The 25580-nt window shown below is 39.5% G+C and carries 18 protein-coding genes and 4 pseudogenes; 10 read left to right on the top strand and 12 right to left on the bottom strand.

Annotated features, from left to right (window positions below):
• Window positions 1–84: 84 nt before the first annotated feature.
• Window positions 85–1191 carry a saccharopine dehydrogenase family protein gene (locus FBB35_RS26280; RefSeq protein ID WP_174712074.1) on the top strand — a complete coding sequence of 369 codons (1107 nt, stop codon included), beginning with the start codon at window positions 85–87 and terminating at the stop codon, window positions 1189–1191.
• A gap of 241 nt (window positions 1192–1432) precedes the next feature.
• Window positions 1433–1822 (top strand): hypothetical protein, encoded by a 390-nt coding sequence (locus tag FBB35_RS26275; RefSeq protein ID WP_174712073.1) that lies wholly within the window; start codon window positions 1433–1435, stop codon window positions 1820–1822.
• Between the two features lie 185 nt (window positions 1823–2007).
• Here the strand turns inward: FBB35_RS26275 and FBB35_RS26270 are convergent, their stop codons facing one another.
• Window positions 2008–3306, bottom strand: coding sequence for a sodium:proton antiporter (locus tag FBB35_RS26270; protein WP_174712072.1), 1299 nt, complete (start codon window positions 3304–3306; stop codon window positions 2008–2010).
• 529 nt (window positions 3307–3835) lie between these two features.
• Between FBB35_RS26270 and FBB35_RS26265 the strand changes: the two genes are divergently transcribed.
• Window positions 3836–4105, top strand: a complete 270-nt coding sequence (locus FBB35_RS26265) for a hypothetical protein (RefSeq protein WP_069069307.1) — start codon at window positions 3836–3838, stop codon at window positions 4103–4105.
• 82 nt (window positions 4106–4187) lie between these two features.
• Here FBB35_RS26265 and FBB35_RS26260 read toward each other — a convergent pair whose 3' ends face one another.
• Together FBB35_RS26260 and FBB35_RS26255 are read right to left on the bottom strand one after the other, a co-directional pair.
• Window positions 4188–5327 (bottom strand): glycosyltransferase family 4 protein, encoded by a 1140-nt coding sequence (locus FBB35_RS26260; RefSeq protein WP_174712071.1) that lies wholly within the window; start codon window positions 5325–5327, stop codon window positions 4188–4190.
• 50 nt (window positions 5328–5377) lie between these two features.
• Complete coding sequence (locus tag FBB35_RS26255; protein WP_174712070.1) at window positions 5378–6547, bottom strand: glycosyltransferase family 4 protein; 1170 nt, start codon at window positions 6545–6547, stop codon at window positions 5378–5380.
• Between the two features lie 488 nt (window positions 6548–7035).
• Between FBB35_RS26255 and FBB35_RS26250 the strand changes: the two genes are divergently transcribed.
• Window positions 7036–9333, top strand: a complete 2298-nt coding sequence (locus FBB35_RS26250; protein ID WP_174712069.1) for a hypothetical protein — start codon at window positions 7036–7038, stop codon at window positions 9331–9333.
• Window positions 9334–9378: 45 nt separating this feature from the next.
• Here FBB35_RS26250 and FBB35_RS26245 read toward each other — a convergent pair whose 3' ends face one another.
• The gene (locus FBB35_RS26245; RefSeq protein ID WP_174712068.1) at window positions 9379–10275 is read right to left on the bottom strand and encodes an aspartoacylase; all 897 of its coding nucleotides are present in this window, start codon (window positions 10273–10275) and stop codon (window positions 9379–9381) included.
• A gap of 191 nt (window positions 10276–10466) precedes the next feature.
• Between FBB35_RS26245 and FBB35_RS26240 the strand changes: the two genes are divergently transcribed.
• Window positions 10467–11636, top strand: a complete 1170-nt coding sequence (locus FBB35_RS26240) for an AGE family epimerase/isomerase (protein WP_174712067.1) — start codon at window positions 10467–10469, stop codon at window positions 11634–11636.
• Between the two features lie 274 nt (window positions 11637–11910).
• Here the strand turns inward: FBB35_RS26240 and FBB35_RS26235 are convergent, their stop codons facing one another.
• A complete protein-coding gene (locus FBB35_RS26235; RefSeq protein WP_174712066.1) occupies window positions 11911–12264 on the bottom strand; it encodes a Spx/MgsR family RNA polymerase-binding regulatory protein in 354 nt (117 codons plus the stop codon).
• Between the two features lie 331 nt (window positions 12265–12595).
• On the opposite strand from FBB35_RS26235, the gene FBB35_RS26230 reads away from it, so the two are divergent.
• On the top strand, window positions 12596–12778 hold the full coding sequence (locus tag FBB35_RS26230; protein ID WP_174712065.1) for a hypothetical protein: 183 nt from the start codon (window positions 12596–12598) through the stop codon (window positions 12776–12778).
• Between the two features lie 681 nt (window positions 12779–13459).
• Window positions 13460–14743, top strand: a complete 1284-nt coding sequence (purD, locus tag FBB35_RS26225) for a phosphoribosylamine--glycine ligase (RefSeq protein WP_174712064.1) — start codon at window positions 13460–13462, stop codon at window positions 14741–14743.
• A gap of 116 nt (window positions 14744–14859) precedes the next feature.
• On the opposite strand, the gene FBB35_RS35915 is transcribed toward purD, so the two are convergent.
• From FBB35_RS35915 to FBB35_RS35130, 3 genes and pseudogenes are all read right to left on the bottom strand, one after another.
• Window positions 14860–14952 carry a DUF4114 domain-containing protein gene (locus tag FBB35_RS35915; protein ID WP_368041855.1) on the bottom strand — a complete coding sequence of 31 codons (93 nt, stop codon included), beginning with the start codon at window positions 14950–14952 and terminating at the stop codon, window positions 14860–14862.
• A 115-nt stretch (window positions 14953–15067) separates the two neighbouring features.
• Window positions 15068–16933: a carbohydrate-binding protein gene (locus FBB35_RS26215; protein WP_174712063.1), complete on the bottom strand. Its 1866-nt coding sequence runs from the start codon at window positions 16931–16933 to the stop codon at window positions 15068–15070.
• A 381-nt stretch (window positions 16934–17314) separates the two neighbouring features.
• A pseudogene (locus FBB35_RS35130) lies at window positions 17315–17620 on the bottom strand (transposase); the annotation flags it as partial.
• Between the two features lie 334 nt (window positions 17621–17954).
• Here FBB35_RS35130 and FBB35_RS26210 point away from each other — a divergent pair.
• A pseudogene (locus FBB35_RS26210) lies at window positions 17955–18149 on the top strand (Uma2 family endonuclease); the annotation flags it as partial.
• 100 nt (window positions 18150–18249) lie between these two features.
• Here FBB35_RS26210 and FBB35_RS26205 read toward each other — a convergent pair.
• Window positions 18250–18816 (bottom strand): DUF2808 domain-containing protein, encoded by a 567-nt coding sequence (locus tag FBB35_RS26205; protein ID WP_174712062.1) that lies wholly within the window; start codon window positions 18814–18816, stop codon window positions 18250–18252.
• Window positions 18817–18838: 22 nt separating this feature from the next.
• Window positions 18839–19276 carry a DoxX family protein gene (locus FBB35_RS26200; protein ID WP_174712061.1) on the bottom strand — a complete coding sequence of 146 codons (438 nt, stop codon included), beginning with the start codon at window positions 19274–19276 and terminating at the stop codon, window positions 18839–18841.
• Between the two features lie 369 nt (window positions 19277–19645).
• On the opposite strand from FBB35_RS26200, the gene FBB35_RS26195 reads away from it, so the two are divergent.
• Entirely contained in the window at window positions 19646–21820 is a 2175-nt protein-coding gene (locus FBB35_RS26195) for a DEAD/DEAH box helicase (protein ID WP_174712060.1), read from the top strand.
• Window positions 21821–21880: 60 nt separating this feature from the next.
• Here the strand turns inward: FBB35_RS26195 and FBB35_RS26190 are convergent, their stop codons facing one another.
• Both FBB35_RS26190 and FBB35_RS35910 read right to left on the bottom strand, forming a co-directional pair.
• The gene (locus FBB35_RS26190) at window positions 21881–22786 is read right to left on the bottom strand and encodes an SMP-30/gluconolactonase/LRE family protein (protein ID WP_254625697.1); all 906 of its coding nucleotides are present in this window, start codon (window positions 22784–22786) and stop codon (window positions 21881–21883) included.
• 197 nt (window positions 22787–22983) lie between these two features.
• Window positions 22984–23785: pseudogene (locus FBB35_RS35910) on the bottom strand (transposase); the annotation flags it as partial.
• 270 nt (window positions 23786–24055) lie between these two features.
• Between FBB35_RS35910 and FBB35_RS26180 the strand changes: the two are divergent.
• Window positions 24056–25300 (top strand): annotated as a pseudogene (locus FBB35_RS26180) (IS1634 family transposase).
• The last annotated feature ends 280 nt before the right edge of the window (window positions 25301–25580 follow it).

Below are 25580 nucleotides of genomic sequence, written 5' to 3'. Positions count from 1 at the left end.
GGAATGCTATAAATCATACTTATAACCGATGGCAAATAGGACGCAAAACTGATGAAATAAGGTTAGTGTTGCCAATCTGGAGTAATGACAGACAGAGTTTTAATTCTTGGTGGACGGGGGCGGATTGGTAGCAGTGTTGCTCAGGATCTAGCTACCCATACGCAAGCTCAAATTACGATTACTGGACGTTCTGCGGAGTTTGGGAAGGCTGTTAGCTTGTCTTCAGGCGGACAAGTGCAGTTTTTGGTCTTGGACTTGGCAGAAGTTGACAAGTTGCGAGATGCGATCGCAAACTCTAACTTAGTCATCCATTGTGCTGGGCCATTTCACTATCGAGATACTAATGTTCTCGAAACCTGTATTGCTGAAGGCGTTAACTATGTAGATGTTAGCGACCATCGTTCTTATACTAGTAAAGCTCTCAATTATCATGAAAAAGCTGCTACTGCTGGTGTGACAGCAATTATTAATACTGGCATTTTTCCTGGTATTTCTAACAGCATGGTACGTCAAGGTGTTGAACAATTTGATAAACCAGAAAAGATCCATTTAAGTTATTTAGTTTCGGGTTCTGGCGGTGCTGGCATTACAGTGATGCGGACAACTTTTCTAGGGTTGCAGTATCCTTTTGAGACTTGGATAGATGGAAAATGGGAGATCATCAAGCCTTATAGTGAAAGAGAAGTAGTTAAGTTTCCGCCTCCCTATGGGCCTAGTGGAGTTTATTGGTTTGATATGCCAGAAACTTTTACATTGCCCAAAGCTTTCCCATCAGTAAAAACTGTAATTACTAAGTTTGGCTCTATTCCCGATTTTTATAATCACCTAACTTGGATTGCGGCACACATTTTTCCCAAGTGGTTAATGCAGCGCCGTTACATGATTGAATTTTTATCTCATGTTAGCCATTCGATGACAGATGTGACTAACAATTTTACTGGAATTGGTGTAGCGGTTCGTTCAGAAGTAACAGGGCAAAAAGATGGGGAAACCGCCGTTTATTGTTCAACTGTAGTGCATGAAAATACAGCGATAGCTTCTGGTTGTGGCACAGGTAGTATTGCCCAATTATTGCTAGAAGGTAAACTCAATAAACCAGGTGTTTTTGCTGTGGAAGAAGCACTCCCAACAGATTTATTTGAAGAAGTAATGCAAAGTCGAGGAATTAAAATTAATCACAGTTGGTTATGAGGGATTTTTAACAAATAAATATAAATGCCAATCTTGTGGGTAGGTATCTTGCCTGCCTTTGTCTATGGGTATAGATCCTAAAACGTTTAGATGGCATTAACTGAACTATAGGTAAAAATTAATATACCTTGAGATAGAAGGAAAAACTGTACCTAAACATTTAGGATGCCTGTGAGCCTTGAATATTGAATATATTTATACATAATTAAGGCTTATAACAGAACAATAGGAGGAGTTTTTCATGCAAAAAATTCTATTAACTTTAAAACAAGCTTTACGTTCAAGCTTTTTGGTTGTTTGCTTGATGGTTTCTATCAGCTTATCTGGTTCATTTATATTCGTTCAGCAAGCTAGTTATGCAACTACTCTTGAAGAATTAAAGTTAATCCCTCCAGAGTATAAACCAAATTCTGAAGAAAAAATTAATCGTGCTAACGAATTTGACCCAGGTGTTGGCATTCAAGAAGAAGAACGAGAAGAAGCTTATGAGCAAGCGATAAAAGATTCAAAAAACCTTAATACTATAGAGAAAACTTACGAAAGGAATTTGAAGGCTGAACAAGAACAAAATCCCCCAGAAAGTTTTGGGAAAAAAGCGAAAGAAGTTATCGAAAAGGTGACAGGTAAATAGAGAATATAGGCTAAAACTACCAAGCCCTTTTGTACGAAGTTTGGTAGTTAAGATTTAAAGCCTTTATATGTTTTGAAGTCACAGGTTTAGAAAATTAACTTGTAGGGTGTGTTATCGCTTTAGGGTAACGCACCTTAGTTTTTGATGGTGCGTTAACCTTCTGCATTAACACACCCGACAGAAGTTTATTCAAATTCATCAATTGTGGAAGGAGAAGTGGGTTTTCTTTGATTACCGATATTGCGCTCATACCACTTCATTAATGGAGTTGCACTAATGCCATGTATAATCACAGAGGCTACAATAGTAGTGTAAGTTATCCAAGCAATTTGTTCGGCAGCTTCACCTTTTAAACCATTACCAAAGGCATAGGCAAGATAATATAAAGAGCCGACACCGCGAATACCAAACCATCCAAATAACCAACGAGTTCCTGGATGGAATGTTCGGCGGTGTGATTCTACAGGGCGTTTACCTATTGTGCTAATCCAAACTCCGACTGGTCTAATTATTAAGAATAACAAAATGATTACTAACAAAGATTGCATAGCATAATTAAGCATTGGCTGGAATAACAATATTGAACCCAAGAGTAAAATTGTTCCGACTTCCAGCAGCTTTTCAACTTGCTCAATAAATTCCAATTGTCCTAGCGGTTTTTCAGAGTTTCTATAACTGCGTTGGACAACTAACCCAGCAACAAATACTGCCAGAAATCCATAGCCATTAACCATTTCTGTTAAGGAATAAGTTAGTAAAATCGTGCTGATAGCAATGAAATCTTCCATTAACTCATCAGCACGACGGCGTTTTTGAATTGTCTTTTCAATCCAAACTATAGATTTGGCAACCACAATTCCCATAATAATGCCAACTGCGATTGCCCAAATTAAATCAACTGTAATCCACTGTTTAAACCAGTTACCCCAGTTGTCATCTTTTAACGCATGAAGACCAAAATAAACGAAGGGAAAAGCTAAAGCATCATTTAAGCCACCTTCAGAAGTTAAACCAAATCTCAATTCATCTTGATCGTTTATATCGGTCAGTTGTACTTCTGATGCTAATACTGGATCGGTAGGTGCAAGAATTGCTCCTAATAAAATTGCTTCTCCCCAATTCATCCCTAAAAACAATTTACCCACAACAGCCAGAGCAAAAATTGAAATTGGCATCAAAAATACAATCAACCGTACTGTAATATCCCAAGCCCCCAACTTTAAAGGACGAACAATTCTTAAGCCACAGCTAAACACAGAAATAATTACTACAAGTTCTGTTATTCTTTCCAGTAGTTCGGCATTAAAAACTTCATCTCGACGTAATTGAATCAGCCCAAAGCCATAAGGGCCTAGAAAAATACCAACTATGAGATAGATAATGGCAAAAGAAAGAGGTAGGCGAGCAATCCAACCTGACCCTAATGTTACCATCAGCAGAAGTAGACCAATTACAAATAGGTCAATAATATAAGTATCTAGCATATAGCGATTTGTATAAAATTAGGGCTTGCTTTGTAAGCTTAATTGCAATAGCTTTTAGTTAGCATTACCTAATGGGCATATCTTCTGGAATTAATAATTATAGATTTAGGCGCACCACCAAATTGGAGAACAAGGGAATAGATACAGCAGTTTTTCTTTGGATGAAATATAAAGCTACGGGTTTTGAATAGGAGGTAGGGGCAGAAAATCTTTATATCTGAGGCGTTAATCCTGCATTTTCTACTTTATTGACTTGCAACCTGCTGTAAATTTACTATTGGCTTTGCCTGGGGTAGGCATGGCACTTCGATTCTTTGCATCTGCCCTAAAACAATGGGATTTAGCACGCAAATATCGTATTAGCACACAGGTGTAGTGCTACGAATAGTCTATCTGCGCTACTTTTTTACTAAAACATCATCATCTTTAGTACAAATATACTATAATATGGATAGCGTCCACAAAGCCTAATGAAATGCCTAACGGCTGTGTGACAACCTTCTGGAAGATGGATTCAAGGGTTAGTTCGATGATGAAGCATTATATTCTCAACCTCAATCCGACCGCCAAGCATGAATGGGATCGGTGTATTTTACGCGATCCGTTGACTGCCAAACGCCCAGATATCGCCAAATTAATTGCTGAAGCGGTTGGTGCTGATACAGGCAGTTATTTAGTCAGCGTGAATATCGAAGTTCAAGTTTTGCAGCAAGCCGCAGTTCCTCAAGCAGAACAACTCTCACTTTCGTTTCCAGAGGTGAGTGTGCCGTCACAACCACAACTGCGGGAAGCAGCTTAATGCGATCGCTTGGAAAAAACAAATTATCCAAAATTATTTGTAGGGGATCTTGCCCAAGATCCCCTAATTCTGCCATAGTGTACTAAAATTTGTCAGACAGCAGTTGAGCAATTTGCTGATTAATAGTTGCAATATCAAAACGCCCACTAGCAGTAGTTCTAGCATTATTGGCTATAGTTGCAGTTATTTCCGTTTCCTGAAGACAGGTGATTATCACCTGTGCAAGTTCCTGGGGTTCTCCTGGTGTCACCAAAAAACCATTAAGTCCATGTTCTACCAATTCCATTACACCCCCAGCTTTTGCTGCAACTATAGGTTTTCCACATAGCATCGCCTCAACAATCACTCTACCAAACGGTTCTGGCGAAGTAGAAGTATGTGCTACTAAGTCACAAGCTGCCATTAACTGGGGAATATCTGAACGAAATCCTAAAAATTGGACGCGGTTTTCTAGTCCGAGATCGGCAACTTGTTGGTGTAATTGTTTGACATAATCTTGTTCGCCAAACAGTGCATCTCCCACTAACATTACTGTCACCTCTGGCGGACATTTGGCAAGGGCATCAATTAAAATATGCTGTCCTTTCCAAGGTGCAAGACGGCTAAAGTGTCCAACTACAAATTTTCCTTGTAATCCTAATTTTTGCTGTAATTGATTAATATCAGATTCATCAGTTTGATAAATTTTTGGATTAAAGCCGTTATAGACAACTTCGACAATATCTGAGCGTCCTCCTGCTTGGATAAAGGCTGTTTTACTAGCTTGGGAATTAGCAATTACTAATGAGGCACAACGATTAGCTAAGTTAATGGCAATGCGAAGATTAGTTTGGCTAAAATGTTCTTTGGAAAGAATATCATGTAAATGATAAACCAGAGGACGATGACTAAAAAAACTTGCTAATGCTCCTACAACTAATGCTTTTTGAGTATTAGCATAGATTAAATCATATTCACGCGCTTTTTTAATTACCTTAGTAATCAAAGGTGCAAGTTGTCCGACACTTTTTAATCCTTGCACCAAAGTGCCTTCTTTATGAACTTGAATTGCTTGAGTTGCAAGAACTTCTACAGGAATATGATTTTGCTGTAGTAATTCTTTAAATGCCCCATCTGCAAATAAACCTACCAAAGCGCGATCGCCGTATGGTTTAGCAATATCTATTAAACATAATTCTGCACCGCCTGGTTTGCCGCTTTGGTCTAAGAAAAAAATTTTCATAAAACTTCCTTATAATACAATACAGAGACGCAAAATTTCGCGTCTCTAGTTTAATTTAATAGAACATTCCGTACTTGTTGAGCAATTTGATTCCAGTCGTAGTGTGTAGTTGCGTACTGACGACAAAATTCTCGTGAAGGTATGGGGATATTTCCCAAAAGCGCTTGTTCTAATTTTTCAGCAATAGCTGAGGCTTCTGTTGAAGTTGTAATTAAATCAGGTGAAAATTCTGATAAAATTTCTGGCATTCCGCCAACTGGGGTACATAAAACAGGAGTACCACAAGCCAGAGATTCGACTATTACTAATCCGAACCCTTCAAAAGATTGACTAGGCATTATAGTCAATTCCGCAGCTTGGTAAGCTATAGGTAATTGCTCATCAGGGAGAAAACCTAAAAATTTAACGTTGTCATCTAGTCCTAATTCTGTAGCCTGTTGTTGTAGTGCAGCTTGGATGTGACCACGACCTGCGATCGCTAGCCAAACATCTGGTATTCTGGGTTTAATTATAGCCAAAGCCTGCAACAATTTGTCAACTCCTGTTCGATGCACTAAACGGCGGGATGTAAATATTATCCGGCGATCATTTGGCCAGCCTAGCTGTCTAAAAGCCTCTTGGCGTGATAAATTTGGTTGAAACCAGTTAATATCAACTCCACCAGGAATAATATTAATTTTGCTCCACGGTACTTGATATTTATCATGGAGAATTTTTCCAAATGCTTTGCTCAATACAATGAAGCGATCGCAGTGATTATATGTGTTTTTTTCTATTAGATGATGCTTAATTAAAAGACTTAGATTCTTATTAACTACCTCTTGCTGACTCTCAGAAGCCCAAGGGCCATGAAAATTAAAAGTAACTGGTACTCCCTTTGGTAAAATATCTAAAAGCGGAAAGCTATATAATGCAAAGTGTAGATTAATAGCATCTGGTTTGTTGGTTCTTGTTTTCTGAAAGTTAGTGCGAATAGACCATAATCTTTGCCAAATAGTGCTATCGGGAGAAGCCAAGTTAGTCAGCTTAATCGGCGAATTTATTTCAGCCTCTGGTAGACCAACTCCGCATAATTCAACCTGATCTTTATTGGCTGCTAATTTATGAGTTAGTTCATACATATATCTTTCTAACCCTCCGGGATTCTTGGGAAACCAGCCTAATCCCAATGTGAGAATAGATGCAGATGATGAAGCTAAAATTTCTGATTTATTTTTCACTAATATGTCTCCTATAGATATATTAAAACAGTAGGGATGTATAACTGTAAGTCCCTACAAGATGTTCCAAAAATTAATTACTAGAATTTCCAAATCAAGATTTTTATATAGAACACCAATTTATAAACTATTTATATGTCAACGTCAACAAGGGAGGAAACCTTGTGTTTTTATAAACTACATAGTACTGATTTTGATAGATATGATACTTATTAATTAGGAAAAGCGAATACTAGATAGAGAGAGCCGAAAATCGCTATAAATTAATAATTATAGAAATATCATGTATTAACATTTACCATTTTTGTTTATCGAACAGTAGCTATTAATACCTTCGAGAAGGTTTTATAGATACTGGCTGAAAAATTAAATAATAAAATGGTTTTTGTAAAGATAGTGTAAAACTATCGCTTATTTATAATAATTATATTTTTTACTGATTTCCCAAAAAATGATTGTATATAAATAATTAAAAGCTGAAAAACTATATGATAAATAAATTAATGACGAAGTTAGGAAAACTCCGTCGCAAGCTTCATCAGCACATAAAAAAATTATCTAAATTTAGATATTTACAAAGAAGTAAAACTTTCAATTTTTTACTCAGTTTGACTGTTGGAGTCATTGTTACTGCTCTTGGTATTACAACAGACTGGGCAACAACAGAAACACCCACGCTTACATACAAAACATCGTGGACAAGTAATTCTATTGACAGTACAAATCTGCTGGTACAAAACAATACTGAAACACCCACCCTTACTTACAAAACATCGTGGATAGGTAACACTATTGGCAGTGGAAATCTACGGGTACAAAACAATATTGAGGCAATGTATGTTTCTCCTGATGGCACAGTTTATACCAACAGCCATTGGGATGAGGCGGGAATGGAGGCAGCCATATACAAAGATGGTAAGGTTATTGGTGCTATTGGCGATACTCATGGCTGGAGCCGTGGAGGTGGCATCGCTGTAACGGCAAATAGTAAATATATTTACCTTGCCATGACTCAGGGATCAAAGGGTAAAACTGATGAAGATTATCCTCCTGAAGGAACAGCTTGGCACTGCGTTAGACGCTATGATTTGTCGGGAAAACCTGCACCGTTTTCTGAAGGGCGTGGCTGGGATAAAAGTATGTTAATTACCAGTACAAAAAGTGAAGTGACTGGATTAGCAACAGTAGGAAGCGAGTTGTATGTGAGTGATTTTGCTGCTAACCGCATTCGTGTCTATGATACTGATACGATGAAGCAAGTACGCAGTTTTACCTTTGCCAATCCAGGAGCAATAACTGTTGATCCACAAAAAAATCTGTGGATTATTCAAAGCAAAAATGGTAGTAAACCTGCCAAAATTTTACATTATTCCCAAAGTGGAAAGCAATTGCCCCAACAGATTGCAGATATTATTGAACCAACTGCGATCGCAATTGATCGTCAAGGTAAGCTGTTAGTGGCAGAAAATGGCCCGCGTCAGCAAATGTTGATTTATGACATCAAAGATCAGCCAGTGCAGACAGGTAGCTTTGGCTCTAAGGGTGGTATCTATACAGAAATTACTGGCGAAGTTGGAGATTTGAAGCTTTACGGACTTACCGGAGTTGGTGCAGATGCTTCAGGTAATATCTATGTAAATAGTAATGGTTTCAACAAATCGGGAACAGATTTACGGAAATTTTCGCCATCGGGAAAACTAATATGGCGATCGCTAGGATTGATATTCGTTGATAATGCAGATGCCGATCCTAAAACTGATGGTGTAGATTTATTCACCAAACAAGAACACTATCTCATGGATTACAGTAAGCCTGCTGGTAAGCAATGGACTTACAAAGCTTACACCTTAAATCCTTTCAAATATCCTCAAGATCCCCGTCTGCATACATCGCCAGATGGAACTTTTGTGCGCCGCATCCAAGGGAAGCCGTTTTTGTTCTTCACTGATATGTATAACAGTTTCCTGCAAATATATCGTTTTAATCCAGCCACAGATGGCAAAATTGCTATTCCAGCCGGAATGTTTGTCGGTAGCAATGGCGCAGATAAACCATTTCTCAAGGGAAATTGGCCGCCGAATCAACCACAAAAAGGCGAATGGATCTGGCGCGATCGCAACGGTAATGGCAAATTTGAAAATAATGAATATGATACCAGCAAAGATTATCCTTATATCGGTGGATGGTGGGTAGACAGCAAAGGAGATGTTTGGAAAGCTTTGCGAACAGAAGATGGCATTCGCCACTATCCTTTACAGGGAATAGATGCTAAAGGCAACCCCATCTACAACTATACTTCGATGGAAAAGCAAACTACTCCCAGCATATTTAACGACTTGCGGCGGATCGAATATTTCCCCGAAACAGATACTATGTATTTGTCAGGCTTTACAGTAGATCATCCGGCCTTCGGTGATGATACTGGAGTTGCTGGATCTGAAATTGCCCGTTTTGACAATTGGAGTAAAGGAAATCGTACCCCCAAGTGGCGAGTTGTGATTCCCTACGACACCACCGGCAAACGCGAAGTGTCTACAGCAGCCATAAGTGTGGCGGGCGATCGGGTATTTGCCGTGACAGTCAAAACCGCAGAGGTATATGTCTATAATGCCAAGACGGGAGCGCAAGTACAACAGCTAAAACCAGGCCCAGAAGTTGGCAGCGAAAGTGGCTGGATTGATATACCTTATGGTATCCGCGCATTTCGTCGTTCAAATGGTGAGTATCTGGTATTTGTGGAAGAAAACTGGAAAGGAAAAGTGATTATGTATCGGCTAGCAGGTTGAGTATTTACTGGTTGATTTGCAATCTTGGTTAAAAGGGCAAAGAAATTAAACTACCTCTTGCAGCTTTTGACTGAGATACATCGCAATTCCTTTCTCGTAGTAAGCCGCTTCATTAATAAAAATAGGATAAACAGTAGACTCTCCCTCATAGAAAATATCTTTTCCTGCAAAAGTCAGAAACATTGGATCGCCTGGATTTAGAGGTTCATAGTCTCTAAACTGAAGCTGGGGATGAATCATGGCTTGAATCTCCCCACTTTGCAGCCCGCCGTAAACATCGCTTCTAGGATAATCGATAGTCTCAATATATTGATAGAGTGTAAGCTGGCTGCTTGTCTGCGGAATATTACCTTGATTGCACCCTTCAAAATAGTCTAAAATTGCATAAATAAGCTGCTCTGTTTGCTGAAATAATTCGGCATTTAAAATATTCTGAGCCACAGCACCAACTTCGATAACAAAACCCAATTCGCACAAAGAACGAAGAAAACCACCTTCTTTAGATTGCTGATTCACAAAAACTTTTACCATCGGATTGATAGAACTTAAATAAGCAGCTAACCGAAGTAAGAAAGGATTCAGGTCACAAAAAATCAGACTTAACCCCATGTTGGCAGTTGTGCTGTGCAAATCAACAATTACATCTACAAATGGCTGATTTTGCGGTTGCAGTACTTGTTGGATTGCTTTCGCCCGCGTATCTTCATAACTTGAGAGTTGAGGATTTTGTAAACCTTGATTGGTGAAGCAACGGTTTAAATCCCTGTCAATGTATCGTTTACCTTCTTCAATAGCTTTAAGATTGCCAAGTAATGGCAGAGTTTCAAAACTTGTCCTGTTGATTAAATTTGGATACTGCTGAAACTTTTTGACTAAATATACTCCTGTTAACTCATTACCGTGGTTTCCTCCAACGATCGCAACTCGTTTAATCTCACTCATAACAACCTCACTGTCTCCCCTACGGTTATTGAGAATAGTGCAAGATACAAGATAGAAGTATAACTGCTGCTAACTAAATCTTGTAAAAGACTGACGCGATGTCTACGACGGGCTATGCCTATGCTCCATGTTCGAGCCAAAATGTGATAACTGTTAAGCTGTTAGCCTTAGCACAAAAGGGGTGGAAATTTATGGAGTATACTTTTCAAGCGCTCGCTGAACTTTACAAAAACGCTCTCCTCAACGACGTACTCCCATTTTGGGAAAAATATTCTCTCGATTGGCAGCAAGGCGGCTACTTCACCTGCCTAGATCGCTACGGCAAAATTTATGATACAGACAAATTCATCTGGCTGCAAAACCGCCAAGTGTGGACTTTTTCGATGCTTTACAACCAGCTAGAAAAACGCGAAAACTGGTTGAAGATTGCCAGCAATGGCGCTAATTTTCTCGCCCAACACGGCAGAGATAGTGATGGTAACTGGTACTTTGCTCTCACCCGTGAAGGAAAACCACTGGTTGAGCCTTACAATATCTTTTCTGATTGCTTTGCTGCGATGGCATTTAGTAAATACGCATTGGCTGGGGGCGAAGAATGGGCAAAAGATGTGGCAATGCAGGCTTATAACAACGTTTTACGCCGTAAAGATAACCCGAAAGGCAAATATAATAAAACCTATCCCGGCACACGCCCGATGAAATCATTGGCTGTACCTATGATTTTAGCCAACCTGACTCTAGAAATGGAATGGCTGCTACCAAAAGAAACCCTAGAGAATGTCCTAGCTGAGACTCAGGGCGAAGTGATGACCGATTTTCTCGACTCAGAACGGGGACTAATGTACGAAAATGTTGCCCCTGACGGTTCCCACATAGATTGTTTTGAGGGACGGCTGATTAACCCTGGTCACGGTATCGAAGCTATGTGGTTTATCATGGATATCGCCCACCGGAAAAACGATACCAAAACTATTAACCAAGCTGTTGATGTGGTGCTAAATATCCTGAATTTTGCTTGGGATAGCGAGTACGGCGGATTGTATTACTTTATGGATGCAGACGGTCATCCTCCACAACAATTGGAATGGGATCAAAAATTGTGGTGGGTTCACCTAGAGTCTTTGGTTGCATTAGCAATGGGCTATCGCCTAACAGGGCGTGAGGTATGTTGGGAATGGTATCAAAAGATGCACGATTATACCTGGTCAAACTTTGCCGATTCAGAGTCTGGTGAGTGGTTTGGCTATCTCAATCGACGCGGGGAAGTATTGTTAAACCTCAAAGGTGGCAAATGGAAAGGATGTTTTCACGTACCGCGTGCATTATATCTTTGTTGGCAGCAGTTTGAGGCATTAAAGTAAGTTTAGCTATCTCAGCTAGTAAATTTTTCTAGCTAACCACTTAGCTAGGATTTATTGGAATTGAAAATTTATTTGAAGTAAACGCACTTGATAAAAATCTATATAATGAGATAACTAAACCTCGTTTACCTTGAGAACCATAGTTTTGTATGTTGGGTGCAGCGATAGCGTAGCCCAACATAATAAATATATCTTTTAAAAAACTCTAGGTTTCAACATAGATGAGGTTTATAATTTCCTGTAAATCAAGAGTTAAAGCCATTAGCCATCTGAATTAAAGCTTTAATTTTGTTTTAATTACTGCCTCATCTCTAAAGCCTACTAACACTGCTGTTCCATCTTTAACGAAAATTGGGCGTTTTAGCAGCATTGCATCGTTAGCAAATGCGTCAATCCACTGTTGATCAGTCCAAGTCTTCTTTTCATCTCCCAAAGCTCGATAAGACTGACCGGAGGTATTCCGCATGGGAGCAGAACCCAAAGACTTCATCCAGTTTTGGATCATCTCACTGTTGGGTGGAGTTTCTTTAGTATTGATGAATTCATATTCAATGCTATTGCTTTGGAGCCAGATGAGAGCTTTTTTGCAAGTGCCGCAGTTGGGAATTCCGTAAACTTGAATAGACATAAAGTAGTTAAGCAATAATCACCATTTTTATACATAATATAATCGACGTAACCCTTGTATTAAGTTTTTTAAAAGTTTAGATTTTACTTCTTGTGGGTGCAGAGAGTTTATGAAAGTTTTGAACAGCAAGCACTACCCAGCCAAGATAAAATAAGGAAAATATATTATGGTATCTGCACAATCTGGAGTTTCAATAGCATTATTATCTTTGTATTCGTTAAGCACGTACAATTTAGGTCGGTTATTACCCACATTAGTCTGATTGTTATTAGTCAGAATGAAGTGGTGCAATATATCGCACTCTTACGAAAGCTAAATACAGAGGTAAACTATGTTTCCTTTTTGGGGTAGTCCTTGCTATGGAAGCGAACCTATTTCGCACAAAGCTAGCTTAGAGCGGAAATTAAAATTCTTGATTTGGATACGAGATGATTTAGAGTCCAAACTGGCTGGCATTAATGCTTCTATTGATACCATTCGGCAGCAAATAGAACGCTCAGACTCAGCTACTTAAACCTCGTCTACCTTGAGAACGGTAGTTTTGTAGGTTGGGTGCAGCGATCGCGTAACCCAACATAAATAATGTGGTAATGTTGGATTGCGTTTCACTCCACCCAACCTACATAAATAAATATATCTTTCAAAAAACTCTAGGTTTCAACATAGATGAGGTTTAGAATTTAATTTTTGCAGACAATTTGTACTTCAAACGATATGCTTTAATTTTCTGCTTCGATAGTTGTTGATCGGGAGCGATGTCTACGACGGTCTACGCCTACGCCTTGTAGAAAACCTTAAGAACAAGACGTAGACGCGTAGCAGTTTAGCAAATGCTGTCGCCAAAATAGCAAATGCGATCGCTGAAATAGCAAATGTAGTCGCCGAAATAGCAAATGTAGTCGCCGAAATAGCAAATGTAGTCGCCTGTTATAGAAGAGTGAGTGCGTTAGCGTTCCGCAGGAAAGATATCGCCTGACACAAAACCTCAAAAATAAAGCGATCACCAGAATGCTCTATCTCTTCACGGCAATGGATGTATAGTTACAAATCCTGAAATGTAGATAATTATTTCTCCCCTTTCCCTGCCTCTTATGGCCATAAGGGGGCTTGCACAAGTGTGATAATTGGTGAAAAAATTGATCCGCGAGAGTCTAATCAGGTATTCTCATTTCGCAAGGGACGCACGAGGAAATCAGTGAAAGTTTTAGTTGTAGGTAATGGAGGGCGCGAACACGCTCTGGCATGGAAACTGTTGCAATCTAAGCAAATTGAGCAAGTTGTCTGTGTACCAGGGAATGGGGGAACAGCAAGTATGGAACGTTGCCAGAACTTGCCCCTAGGAGTAGATGATTTTGAAGGCATCAGCCGATATGCTCTAGAACATGGCATAACTCTAGTAGTAGTAGGGCCAGAAGTACCTCTATCTAAGGGAATCACAGATTACCTTCAAGATAAAGGATTGATGGTATTTGGCCCAGTCAGAGCGGCAGCGCAAATTGAAGCGAGTAAAGCTTGGGCAAAAGCCTTGATGCAAGAAGCAGGGATTCCGACGGCACGGGCTGCGGTATTTACGGAGGCAAGAGCAGCAAAATCTTATGTCAAGTCTCAGGGAGCGCCAATTGTCGTTAAAGCTGATGGCTTGGCAGCTGGTAAGGGTGTGATAGTAGCTGAAACAGTTGCACAGGCAGAAAGTGCTGTTGATGCAATTTTTCAGGGACAATTTGGTAGTGCTGGTGAATTTGTCGTCATTGAAGAATGTTTAATTGGGCAAGAGGTATCAGTTTTAGCATTAACCGATGGGTTAACGATTCGCCCCTTGCTGCCTGCTCAAGACCATAAGCGAATTGGTGAGGGCGATACAGGAGAGAATACTGGTGGTATGGGAGCATATAGCCCAGCACCCATTGCGACACCAGAGTTGATGGCACGGATTCAAACAGAAGTCTTAGAAAGAGCGATCGCCACCTTACGAGCTAAAGGCATTGATTACCGGGGTGTGCTGTATGCTGGCTTAATGATTGCATCCGATGGCGACTTGAAGGTTTTGGAATTTAACTGTCGCTTTGGCGATCCTGAAACCCAGGTGATTTTGCCATTATTAGAAACGCCTTTAGAAGAGTTACTTCTAGCCTGTGTACAACACCGATTAAGTGAATTACCGCCCATTGCTTGGAAAAAAGGAGCATCTGCCACTGTCGTTGCCGCTTCAGGTGGTTATCCAGCAGAATATGAGAAAGGTAAGGTCATTACTGGTATTGGTGAGGCAGAGGTAACAGGAGCAACTGTATTTCATGCAGGTACAAAATTAAACCAGCAACAAGAAGTTGTGACAGATGGGGGTCGAGTATTAAATGTGACTGGAATCGGAGAAAATTTTGAGCAAGCGATCGCTCAAGCCTACGCAGGGATCGAATATATTCAGTTTGAGGGCATATATTACCGGAGAGATATTGGTCATAAAGTGGTGAGTGCGAAGTAGGGGAAACAAACGCTATAGTAGGCGATCGCATTGAAAATATATTTGGACTTACACAAAGCTAGACGCTGTATGGGCAATTCATGAATTGCCCTATTATTTGCGTAAGTCCTGATCTACTAAGCGATATTCAAATTAACTCGTACAATAACATCATTGAAATCTTTATCACCACCACTTGCTAAATCCTCAAAGTTGTCTAATGAAGCTATTGCTGCTCGGTCGAATGCGCGGCATCGGCGAATGGAGAAACTGAAGCTTTGAGTTTCCTATGGAATGCTGGGACGAGATGCCCTGCTTTACGGATTTAGAATTGCTCAGTTTCTTTTAATTAGGCGCTCTTACCCCATTTTGTCCCAATGCAGAATAGTCTCTGGCTGGGAAGAGGCTAGCTTGACCATTTACATCATAATTAAATCCTTGGACAGGAACAATTTGCTTGAACGTAATCCCTTGAGCGGGAGCGGGTGATATGCTTGCGTTTCTCCCATAAGCATCTGTATAGATTACTGAATTTGCAGAATTGCTAAATGCAAGACCAGAAAAGTGAGTTTCTATTTGAGTTGTTCCTCGGAAGGGCGATCGAGGGTCGTCCCACTCGACTTTACTACCAGCAGCTAATGTTTCTTCGCAAAGTAGAGTTGTAGAAAGAGGATGCGCTGGATCGTAGCAGCTATTCACAGTCCTATTGATCTTCGTTGTGGTAGACGGATCATAAAAACGGGAAGGATTTGTGATCCTAAAGTAAAAACTTTTTCCAACAAAGCCAGTAAGCCAATATTCAGTATTTCTTGTATTTACATCTGCCGTTTTTTGATCAACTGTCCCACGCTGGTAACAGCCAGCAGTAGGAATGGCGCGATGGGCATCACCATAGGGTTGATTTGTAGGGGAGGGAGTAATACCAGGATTTACGAATAAGTCACACAAAGAAGTTTCAGGTTCTTTAAATTCTCCGGCAGCACCAAACAAAGCAAAATGCTTTAAATTGAAGGTTTCAAGCCCATCACATTTACCAGACATAAACATTTCATGGGCTGTATTTACTAGCGCATCCGGCGAATGTGTACCCATGTGCAGTTTTAAGCTCACGTCACAGGATTTAATTAAACTGGTGTTGCTTTCATCGAACATCTGCCAATTGTTGGCAACAAGAACCTTATGCCCAAAGTGATCTTCAGTTCTATGAACAGATGGATTAGATGGATTATTAGTTGCTAGTTGCTCATTTACATAGCCAAAAGCTGGCATCCCTGCAATATTAAATACCTCTGAACTGAGCGGATCGTCGCCATGCTCGTGACCATAAGTACAATACACATTTGTTTCAGGGTTAAAATCTACAGGCGGATGCCATGTGGGGTATACTTTGCCATCATCGCCATTGGTAAAATAAGTATCGTGCATCCACTTGGGGCATTCCCATGTTTTGCCAGGAGACCACAGCCCATAGGATCTGGCCAGAATCTGGGAACTGGCTGGTAGTAAGCTTTGTGTTCGTATCGGTCTGCCAGAAATCGGAATAACAGGCGAACCTTGGTTGATATCGTTGGATTGGATTTTTTGTATCTCGTCAATTTTTTGCACTGTATCCTTTGCCCAGAAGGCAAACCAATTAAAGCGCATAGAACTGTTAGAGCCTGTAAACCTAATGACAAGGTTTTGTTTTCCCTTTGCAAGGCTGCTATTCAAAGGACACGGAACTGTACGGTAGTCTGACAGAGAACCAGTGCTGTTGATGGTACAGCTCCCCACCACAGAGCCGCTCACTGAACCTAAGCGCACTTCAACGCTGTTTGTCCCAGAAGGCAAAGCGATACGCAGCATCAATGCCTCTACACCACTACCTAAGTCAAGGTTGTTGTATATTGCATAGTTACGATTGGCGGTGTTGGTTAGTTCTTGGGTTTGCTCTGTATACCCAATATCAAAAGGATTTTCGCTACGCTCCCAATAATCTCCCCAGGCTGTGTTTAGTCCAGAACGAAACGATGAGTTGAGAGCATCTACACGCTTAAATACGGGCCAAGGTACCAGCGCGCTCGATGGAATAGTCAATGTGCTGGTAGCTGCTACAACCTTCAGTGGCTCAATAACCGGAATATTTAATACATGACTAATGCCGGATAAACTTAGTAGTAGCAGTAACGCAATAGCAGCGTGCAGAAAGAATCTGCTTAATTTATGGTTCACATCATTTATCCTCTGAAATTAAACGGCATTGCTGAATCAAAAGATAAATCAACTAGCCGCAGTCAACTGGCTGCTAGTTACTACATCTATTAATTACTCTTGAAATATGCTAGAGATAATAGATTAGAAATCGAACTAACAACCTCAGTATTTATTCGGCTTAGAAAATTTTGGAAATGTCGTTATTTCAAAATGTGATGACTATCACTCTTTCATTAATCTAGGCATCTAGGCAAACACATCTAAATATTGACGAGCCAGAATGAGATTGTAATTCACCGAGATCCTTATTAGATATGACTTTCAATAAAATAAATCTTCCTATTCTCCAATACTCTGCCAATTGACAAGGGTTCAACGCCCGTAGAAACGGGATGAATAATTGAGTGCTTGAGCAAATTCCTTGTAGAGTAAAGTAGCTTCATAAATATCTGTTTTACTATCCTGCTCAATGGTACTTTTACATAAATATTCATCAGGTATATTACCATAGTCAATCTTCTCACCAGACTGACGACGAAAGCGTTTATTAGAGTCAGGATTTTTATAAGGTATATATAATACTGAATCGGAGCGAAGCTTGGAAATTATATGGAAGTTAACTTACCGAGCTATCTGCAAGGCATTATAATTTCCAAAAATACCATTTAGTACTAAGTAATAAAGAAAAACAAACCCGTCTAAGAGGATGTTTGAAAAGTCCTGCTGTTGGTAGCAACAAGTTTTAGATCCCCCTAAATCCCCCTTAAAAAGGGACTTTGACTCCGGTTATCCCCTTTTTTAAGGGGGGTTAGGGGGGATCTAAAAGTGCCTAAAGTCACAGCGAAACACTTTTCAAACAACCTCTAATAACTGGAATAATGAATGAATCAATTTCTAAATTTGAAGTAATTCAGATGTAAAAATTACCTCGACTTTATTCTTGTTCTTACTCCCTTTTGCTTGTCCACCTTTACGTTTCTCTTTGGGTCTCTTTCTCCATCGGCGATCGCTCGAATAATTGCCATCCCAGTAATACCATAGTTTGGGAGAAACGCAAGCCAAAATGCAGGAATATATTGACAACGGAGTTAAATTAGGCTATTTAATTAATCCGAAAATGCGTCAAGTAGAAATCTATTGTCTTGGTAAACCAGTAGAAATACTAGCATCTCCACAAGAATTATCAGGAGAAGATGTTTATCCAATATTTATTTTAAATTTGCAAATAATTTAGGGATAAAAATTTGATTCGCAATAACAACTGCGTAACGGCTTACAGCAAACTGTCAATACCATAGAAACTTGTGTTGTTCATAGCATTGACGTAATACTACTTATGGAAACCACCAGCTATTTCTATTGGTGTAAAACTGAAATCGTCCAAAACCGAGAAATTGTCCGTGGGATTTTTCACCTACCGGGAATGCCGTTACACCTAGTAAGTAGACACCAGAAAAGCTAGGATTACTCACAGGGCGGAGGGCGATTGTCACTGTTTGTCCGGGAGTGACAGGCGGAGCAAAATTCACAGTAACGGTTCGTGTGTCTCGTTCGTCTGTGACTGGGCCTAGTGTTAGCCGAAATTCTTTGCGATCGCTCGTTCCGACAAAGGCGCGGGTATCATCAAGATGATAGCGGATATTTTCTGTTCCCTCCCTTTGTGCGATCGTTACCTTCTGGAGGGATTCTCCAGCATTTTTCGGCAGGTTGATAGTGAAATAGTAAGTTCCACCCCAAACATTCACATCTTTATAAGTAGTCGTTGCATTCACAAGTTTCGGCGGTTGCACAAAGTAGACTGTACCATCTCTAAGCTGCACCGCTTCAGTCACCGGAAGCGTTATTCCCCCAATACCGATTGCTAACGAAAGGGTTATCCCAAACAAAGTTGTAACGCGCATAATTCAAATATAAAAAACCCACTTATTTCAATTCTAATTCTTTGGGAATGAGTGATTTGGGAATGATGGAAGCTTGTTTCTCCCAATCAGAAGATTTCGTGTACCACCAAGCCCAAGCAATTAAAACTGCTTGCAAGGGAAGCCTGACTACGTGTACCCAGGGTGAATTTGGTATATGTTCAATCTTAATAAGATTAACCGCCATATTAATATTGGCAGGGTAAACAGCAATAAAAAGAGCAAGAAGTCCCCAAGCAGCAGCTTGACTTACAGGCGGGACTAATAAGCCGATACCACCCAAAATTTCATAAAAGCCACTCAGATAAACTAATCCTAAAGGGTAAGGTAGTTGTGGCGGCACAATTTTGACATATTCTCCTGGAACAACAAAATGTGTCACTCCCACCACAATGATGGATATGGCAAGGACGACACGTAAGATTTCCTTATACTTATTCATGGTATTTGCCTCATTATATACTTCTCTCTATTAATTCAGTTTGATTTATGGATGTTAATCTGTCTTGAGTCAACAGGAGGAAAATCGGCAAAACTTTTCAAAATACCATTTAATTAGCCCTTTCAAGATGACTGGTAAAATCTATTTTTTTCTCTCTGTGTCCTCCGCGTCTCTGCGGTTCAAAAGTCTCTTGTTGAACCACAGAGGCGCAGAGGACACAGAGTAAAGAGCTTAAAGAGGAATTTATTGACAAAAATTTTTACCCACCTTGAAAGGGCTAGCCCTATATATAATTAAGAGATTTATTTAATTGCCCATCATATCTTAAAGATACGTGACCGATTCTTTAATCCAATTATTCATAGAAAAATGAGTGATGCTTTTAGCCGACTTTCACCCTTCATCCAAGAATATATTTATCATCATCAGTGGACTGAGTTACGACCAGTTCAAATTGCCGCTTGTCAGGTTATATTTGACACTGATGCTCACTTGCTAGTTACTGCTGCAACTGCTGCGGGTAAAACAGAAGCAGCCTTTCTACCAATTTTGACGTTATTACATACCAACCCTACTACCACCGTCGGCGCATTATATATTAGTCCAATCAAAGCTTTAATTAACGATCAGTTTGAGCGTCTCAACGACTTACTCAAAGAAGCAAATATTCCAGTTTGGCACTGGCATGGTGATGTTTCTCAAACTCGAAAAAACAAATTTTTAAAGAATCCTCAAGGAATTCTACAAATTACGCCAGAATCTCTAGAAAGCTTGTTAATCAACAAAAATAATGACCTCATCCGCTTATTTGGTGATTTAAAATTTGTCATCATTGATGAAATTCACGCTTTTATGGGTTCAGAACGTGGTTGTCAAATTATTTGCCAATTACAACGTTTAGCACAGTTAACGCAAAAACAACCGCGCCGTATTGGTTTGTCGGCAACTCTTGGTGATTACTCACTAGCTGAAAATTGGTTGCGTTCAGGAACAGATAAGCTAGTGATTACACCTCAAACTGATGGGATAAAACGCCAAATAAAACTAGCTTTAGAACATTTTTATATTACTGATGAAGTAGATGAATCCGAGGTAACAGATTATGAACAATATATTTTCAACCTCAGCAAATCTCGCAAATGTCTGATATTTGCTAATAATCGCACACGGACTGAATCTGTAATTGCATCTTTGCGACAAATTGCTACAGAACAAGGACTACCAGATATATATCATGTGCATCATGGGAGTATATCTGCTAGCTTGCGGCAAGCTGCCGAGAATGCAATGCGTGAACCCAACAATCCAGCAGTTACAGCCGCCACTCTGACTTTAGAATTAGGCATAGATATTGGTCATTTAGAGCGAGTTATTCAGTTAGAATCACCCTTGTCTGTAGCTAGCTTTTTACAGCGTTTAGGACGTAGTGGTAGGAGAGGTGAAGCTGCCGATATGCGCTTTATCTGTGCTGAAGAGAAACCATTACCAGAAGCTTCTCTACCAGAGCAAATACCCTGGCAGATGTTGCAGTCTATCGCTATCATTCAACTTTATTTAGAGGAGCAATGGATTGAACCAATCAAACCGATTAAATATCCTTTGAGTTTGCTTTATCATCAAATAATGAGTATTTTAACAGCAACCGGAGAACTTTCACCTCATGCTTTAGCTAAACAAATTTTTAGTCTGCCACCCTTTGCTGCTATTTCAAAAGAAGATTTCCAATTATTACTCCGCTATTTAATTGATATTGGTCATATTCAGCATACTGAGCAAGGTAAATTAATCCTGGGTTTAGCAGGAGAAAAGATTGTAAGAAAATTTAAGTTCTATGCTGTCTTTGCTGAACAGCAAGAATATATTGTTAAGCAAGGTGCAACGGAAATTGGCAGTATCGTCACACCGCCTGCTGTTGGAAATCAATTTGCTTTAGCTGGCAGAAGTTGGGAAGTTGTAGAAGTTGACTTTAAAAAGAAAGTTATTTTTGTTAAACAAGCTGAGGGTAAAGCTAGTATTTATTGGCGTGGTAGTGGTGGCACTATTCATACCAAAGTTTTACAACGAATGCAACAGGTTCTATTTGAAAATATCGAGTATAGCTATTTGCAAAAAAATGCTTTACAATGTTTATGTCAAGTTCGTCAATTGGTACAGAAGATTGGATTAAATAAGCAAAATATTGTGCAATTAGAAAAAGGTAAATGCTGCATTTTTCCCTGGATGGGTACGGTTGCTTATCGCACCCTAGAAAGATTACTCAATTCCTACTGTCGAGAATCATTGGAAATTACAAGTATCGGCGGATTAAATCCCTATTATTTCACAATCAAATTAGGCAAAGATAAATTTAAATATCTTTATCCTGAAATTAGTTCATTGTGTGAGCAAAGAATTACTTCAGAAGATTTACTCAGTACTTCAGAAGCACCGGAAATTCAAAAATACGATCAATTTATTCCTCATCCACTTTTACGAAAAGCTTTTGCTAGTGATTATTTAGATATGAGAGAACTCAAGCAGCAAGTGGCACTGTGGAGAGAATAAACAATATTAGAGGCACACATCTGTGATTCCCTACTATATAGTTAGATTACCTGAAAATTCCTAGAATTCCTCAAAAGCATAAGTAGGTAATCCAGTAACATCAGTTTGGAGGGCAAACAAATCACCAGAGTAGAAACTTTTTTCGATCTCTGCTTGGCTTAATCCAACTGAAGCAGTGGTAATGTAGAGTGTTTGCAAATTATCTCCGCCAAAAGTACAGCTAGTTGGCAATTGCACAGGTAGCTTTATCCTCAATATCTCTTCACCCTTGGGATTGAAACGAATCACACACCATCCATCCCACATAGCTGACCAGATATGTCCTTCACTGTCTATTGTCAACCCATCTGGATAGAAAGATTCATGAGTTAAATCAACAAAAATCCGACGATTAGTAATACTTCCAGTTACTGAATTAAAGTCGTAAGCATATATTTTTTGTTGAGGAGAATCTGTTAAGTAAAATGTCTTTTGATCGGGACTCCACCCCAAACCATTAGAAATAGTTAATCCCGTTTCCATTAAATGCAATGAACCATCAGTATCATAGCGATAGAGGCTAGCTTGAGGTTTTTCTATAGAACACATTGAACCAAACCAGAAACGTCCTTGAGGGTCACATTTACCATCATTGAGACGGTTATCTGGAAGATTTGCTTCAATTTCCAAAATGGGGATAACTACACCTGTCTGAGTGTTGAGGAATGCCAAGTGATGACGCAGCAACATAATCAATCTATCTGCATCTGCTGTTGCGATCGCACCTACCACGTCTCCCACATCAAAAAAGCCGTTTTCCCCCGTAGTAGGATTGAACTGATGCACTCGATGGTTGTAGATATCAACCCAGTATAGTAGTTTCCCAGTAGAATCCCAGATGGGGCCTTCACCCAAACGGGCACGGGCTTCTAGAACATTGTGGAGTGTATATTGCAACTTGTTCATTTTATCAATCAATAACACCATTTACAAAACCTAATTTCAATGGCATTGAAACAATGCGTTAAAAAATGTCTCCCTCACCAATAGGCAACAGGAAAAACTTTATTCACTTGAGTTTGGACTAATTGGCATTTAGCAGCAATGATATAGAAGGCAAGAGAAAGTGACCTAACTTCTTTTAGAGGCTGAGTTAAGTGGAATCGTTAAAAAAGAAGCAGAAACTAAGCAGCAGTTAGATCAGCATTCTTAAGTGATTCTTCGGTTTTAGGTTTTTTAGATGCGTGTTTTTTGACAGTGGAATAACGAGGACGTTGAGGAGGCTGATGCCCTTGGGCACGCCCAGGTGATTTACCGCGAGTTTTCGGGGGTTGAGCAGGAGTGCCAATACTGGCTAAAATTAGAGGAAAAGCTTGTGCTACACGTCCTGGAGACAGTTTATCCTGAGTCGATTGCCAGGGCAAGAGGGAATCAATACAGGCAACTCTTGCGAACCAGAGTTGCCAAGTTAGCAGGGGCATCAGGTCACTCCATCGCTCTGCCGCCCGAGTAGAACTCAATTGAGGCTGTGTCCAATATAGCCTCTGTTTGGCAAATCGATACCAATGCAAAGCGAGCAAAGCGGCGTAGGTATTTTTGCCAGAGATCCTCTAATAGAGGCATTGTCTGACCCAACCAAGCGAGCCATAAGGGTTGGAACTTACGATTGCGTCCAACTGGTTGGATCACCTTGACGCGAATGATTTCCATTGCCCGGTTTGGGGATTGAAGAAAATGAAACCCACTCCAGCGCATTTCTGGTCGTGACCAAAAGCTATGATCTCCTGCTAGAAATGGCTGCTCTTCTGTCGCTACCTGCTTCACCATCAGTTTCATCAGTTTCCTTCTGGGTGGACGACTATCATGCAGTGCTGCATAAATGCTCAACCATTGCCGTCGAAATACTGGGCTTTGAGACAAGCTGACAAATGATCGGATACTTGGACTTGTCAATACTGCATCTTTGGCCTTCCCTAAACTATCGTAGGTCTAAAGTCCAGTATTCAAACCTACCTTCCTCACCCTAACTGTCATACATCAACAAAAAACCGATTAAGTAGTACATAAGAACTAAATTAGATGCAAGAGTCAAGAGAATTAATGAAAATTAGTTGTATTAAGAGCTAAGGAGATGCAGAGAAAGAAAAGTGTTGTGATGAAAACAGAACAAAGGGAAAAAGAAAGAGTTTAAAAAATTAATTGATAACAAAAATCAAAGAGGAGAAAATTACAACAGAAGATTTGGAGAAGACTGTTGTGATGTTGAATGGCAAAGACATTGAAATTCAGAATATAGACCATTTAGGCATAGTGGCAGGAATAGTAGATGCGATTGGGTTGGTAAAAATAATTAATGAATTAATAGGTGAAGAGGAAGGATAAAAAGTCAGTCCTGGTCATGTTGTTAAAGCAATGATATTGAACGGGTTAGGATTTGCATCCCAACCTTTATATATGTTTCCCAAATATTTTGAAACAATAGCCTGTGAGCATTTAATAGGAGCAGGAGTTAAACCAGAATATCTCAACGACGATAAACTGGGCAGAGTCATGGATAAACTATTTCTTAAAGGACTGGATACAATATTTCTAAGCATTGCCTTAAAAGCCGCCCAAAAATTTGGTGTGTCTCTGTCATCATCACACCTAGATTCATCATCAATACACGTGCATGGGCAATACAATAGCAGTTTACCAGAAGTAATATTTGAGAATCAACAAGCAGAAAATACCGCAGAGTTAGAAGAATTAGCAGTAAAAAGCAATAAAGAAATTACCATAACCTACGGTTATTCACGTGACCATAGACCTACTGAAGGCAGAATCAAAAGCACTTCTGGAATTGAAAAAGTTATCACAAGATAAATTTGCTTGTGAAGCTGATGCTATCAAAGCATTATCAAAATTATCAAAAAAACTTAAATATCACCAAATTACGGATACTAAAGTATCTGAAATTAAGCCTAAAAAAAAGATAACCAATCAGAAGTATCTTACCAAATTTCTGCCACAGTATCGAAGAATGAAAGTAAAATTGACACAGACATTTTGAGTGCAGGGCGTTTCATTATTGCCACAAATGTTTTAGAGTCCAGTGAACTCAGTGACGATTTAATGCTGAGTGAATATAAATCTCAGCAGTCTTGTGAAAAAGGGTTTGCTTTTCTTAAAGACCCATTATTTTTTGCAGATAGTATTTTCCTGAAAGCAAGCGAGAGAATAGAGTCTCTAGGAATGATTATGGGTTTATGTCTCCTAGTTTATACATTGGCTCAACGCCAAATAAGAGCCGCGCTCAAAGAATCTAAATCAACTATTAAAAATCAATTGGGTAAAGCAACTGACCGCCCCACTTTACGTTGGATATTTCAATGCTTCCAGTCTATTCATTTAGTTGGATTTAACAATGAAAAACACGTCTCTAATTGGACTCAAGACAGGGATTTCATTTTAAACCTTTTACCAGATGATTGTCTCCATTACTATCAATCAGTCAGCTAAATTTTCTTTTTATTAATTTAATATAGACAAAACAATGAGCTAATATCTTTGATTTATAGCTCTAACTTGCTATGTCGATAATCTAGTTTCGCTACTGTTATTTATTCATCTAATTTATGATTAAAGCATTTAATATCTTCATTTATTTATCTCATTTAAATCTATCTACCACCAGTTATTATTGCTCGTTATTGACAATAGGCTTTGATGCCATTTTTGCTGATTCATGGCTGCTCAAATCTCTTTTTCGACTAAACATGTCTGTTTTAATTCCTGCTTC

The organism is Nostoc sp. TCL240-02 (genome assembly GCF_013343235.1).
Classification (GTDB): Bacteria; Cyanobacteriota; Cyanobacteriia; order Cyanobacteriales; family Nostocaceae; genus Nostoc.
Note: the sequence above shows the minus strand (reverse complement) of the source record. Positions and strands in the feature narration are given on the sequence as shown.

Excerpts from the sequence above, each read along its gene's own strand:
- FBB35_RS26280 (WP_174712074.1), top strand. The coding sequence starts at position 85 with ATGACAGACAGAGTTTTAATTCTTGGTGGACGGGGGCGGATTGGTAGC.
- FBB35_RS26275 (WP_174712073.1), top strand. The coding sequence starts at position 1,433 with ATGCAAAAAATTCTATTAACTTTAAAACAAGCTTTACGTTCAAGCTTT.
- FBB35_RS26270 (WP_174712072.1), bottom strand. The coding sequence starts at position 3,306 with ATGCTAGATACTTATATTATTGACCTATTTGTAATTGGTCTACTTCTG.
- FBB35_RS26265 (WP_069069307.1), top strand. The coding sequence starts at position 3,836 with ATGATGAAGCATTATATTCTCAACCTCAATCCGACCGCCAAGCATGAA.
- FBB35_RS26260 (WP_174712071.1), bottom strand. The coding sequence starts at position 5,327 with ATGAAAATTTTTTTCTTAGACCAAAGCGGCAAACCAGGCGGTGCAGAA.
- FBB35_RS26250 (WP_174712069.1), top strand. The coding sequence starts at position 7,036 with ATGATAAATAAATTAATGACGAAGTTAGGAAAACTCCGTCGCAAGCTT.
- FBB35_RS26245 (WP_174712068.1), bottom strand. The coding sequence starts at position 10,275 with ATGAGTGAGATTAAACGAGTTGCGATCGTTGGAGGAAACCACGGTAAT.
- FBB35_RS26240 (WP_174712067.1), top strand. The coding sequence starts at position 10,467 with ATGGAGTATACTTTTCAAGCGCTCGCTGAACTTTACAAAAACGCTCTC.
- FBB35_RS26235 (WP_174712066.1), bottom strand. The coding sequence starts at position 12,264 with ATGTCTATTCAAGTTTACGGAATTCCCAACTGCGGCACTTGCAAAAAA.
- FBB35_RS26230 (WP_174712065.1), top strand. The coding sequence starts at position 12,596 with ATGTTTCCTTTTTGGGGTAGTCCTTGCTATGGAAGCGAACCTATTTCG.
- FBB35_RS26205 (WP_174712062.1), bottom strand. The coding sequence starts at position 18,816 with ATGCGCGTTACAACTTTGTTTGGGATAACCCTTTCGTTAGCAATCGGT.
- FBB35_RS26200 (WP_174712061.1), bottom strand. The coding sequence starts at position 19,276 with ATGAATAAGTATAAGGAAATCTTACGTGTCGTCCTTGCCATATCCATC.
- FBB35_RS26195 (WP_174712060.1), top strand. The coding sequence starts at position 19,646 with ATGAGTGATGCTTTTAGCCGACTTTCACCCTTCATCCAAGAATATATT.
- FBB35_RS26190 (WP_254625697.1), bottom strand. The coding sequence starts at position 22,786 with ATGGTGTTATTGATTGATAAAATGAACAAGTTGCAATATACACTCCAC.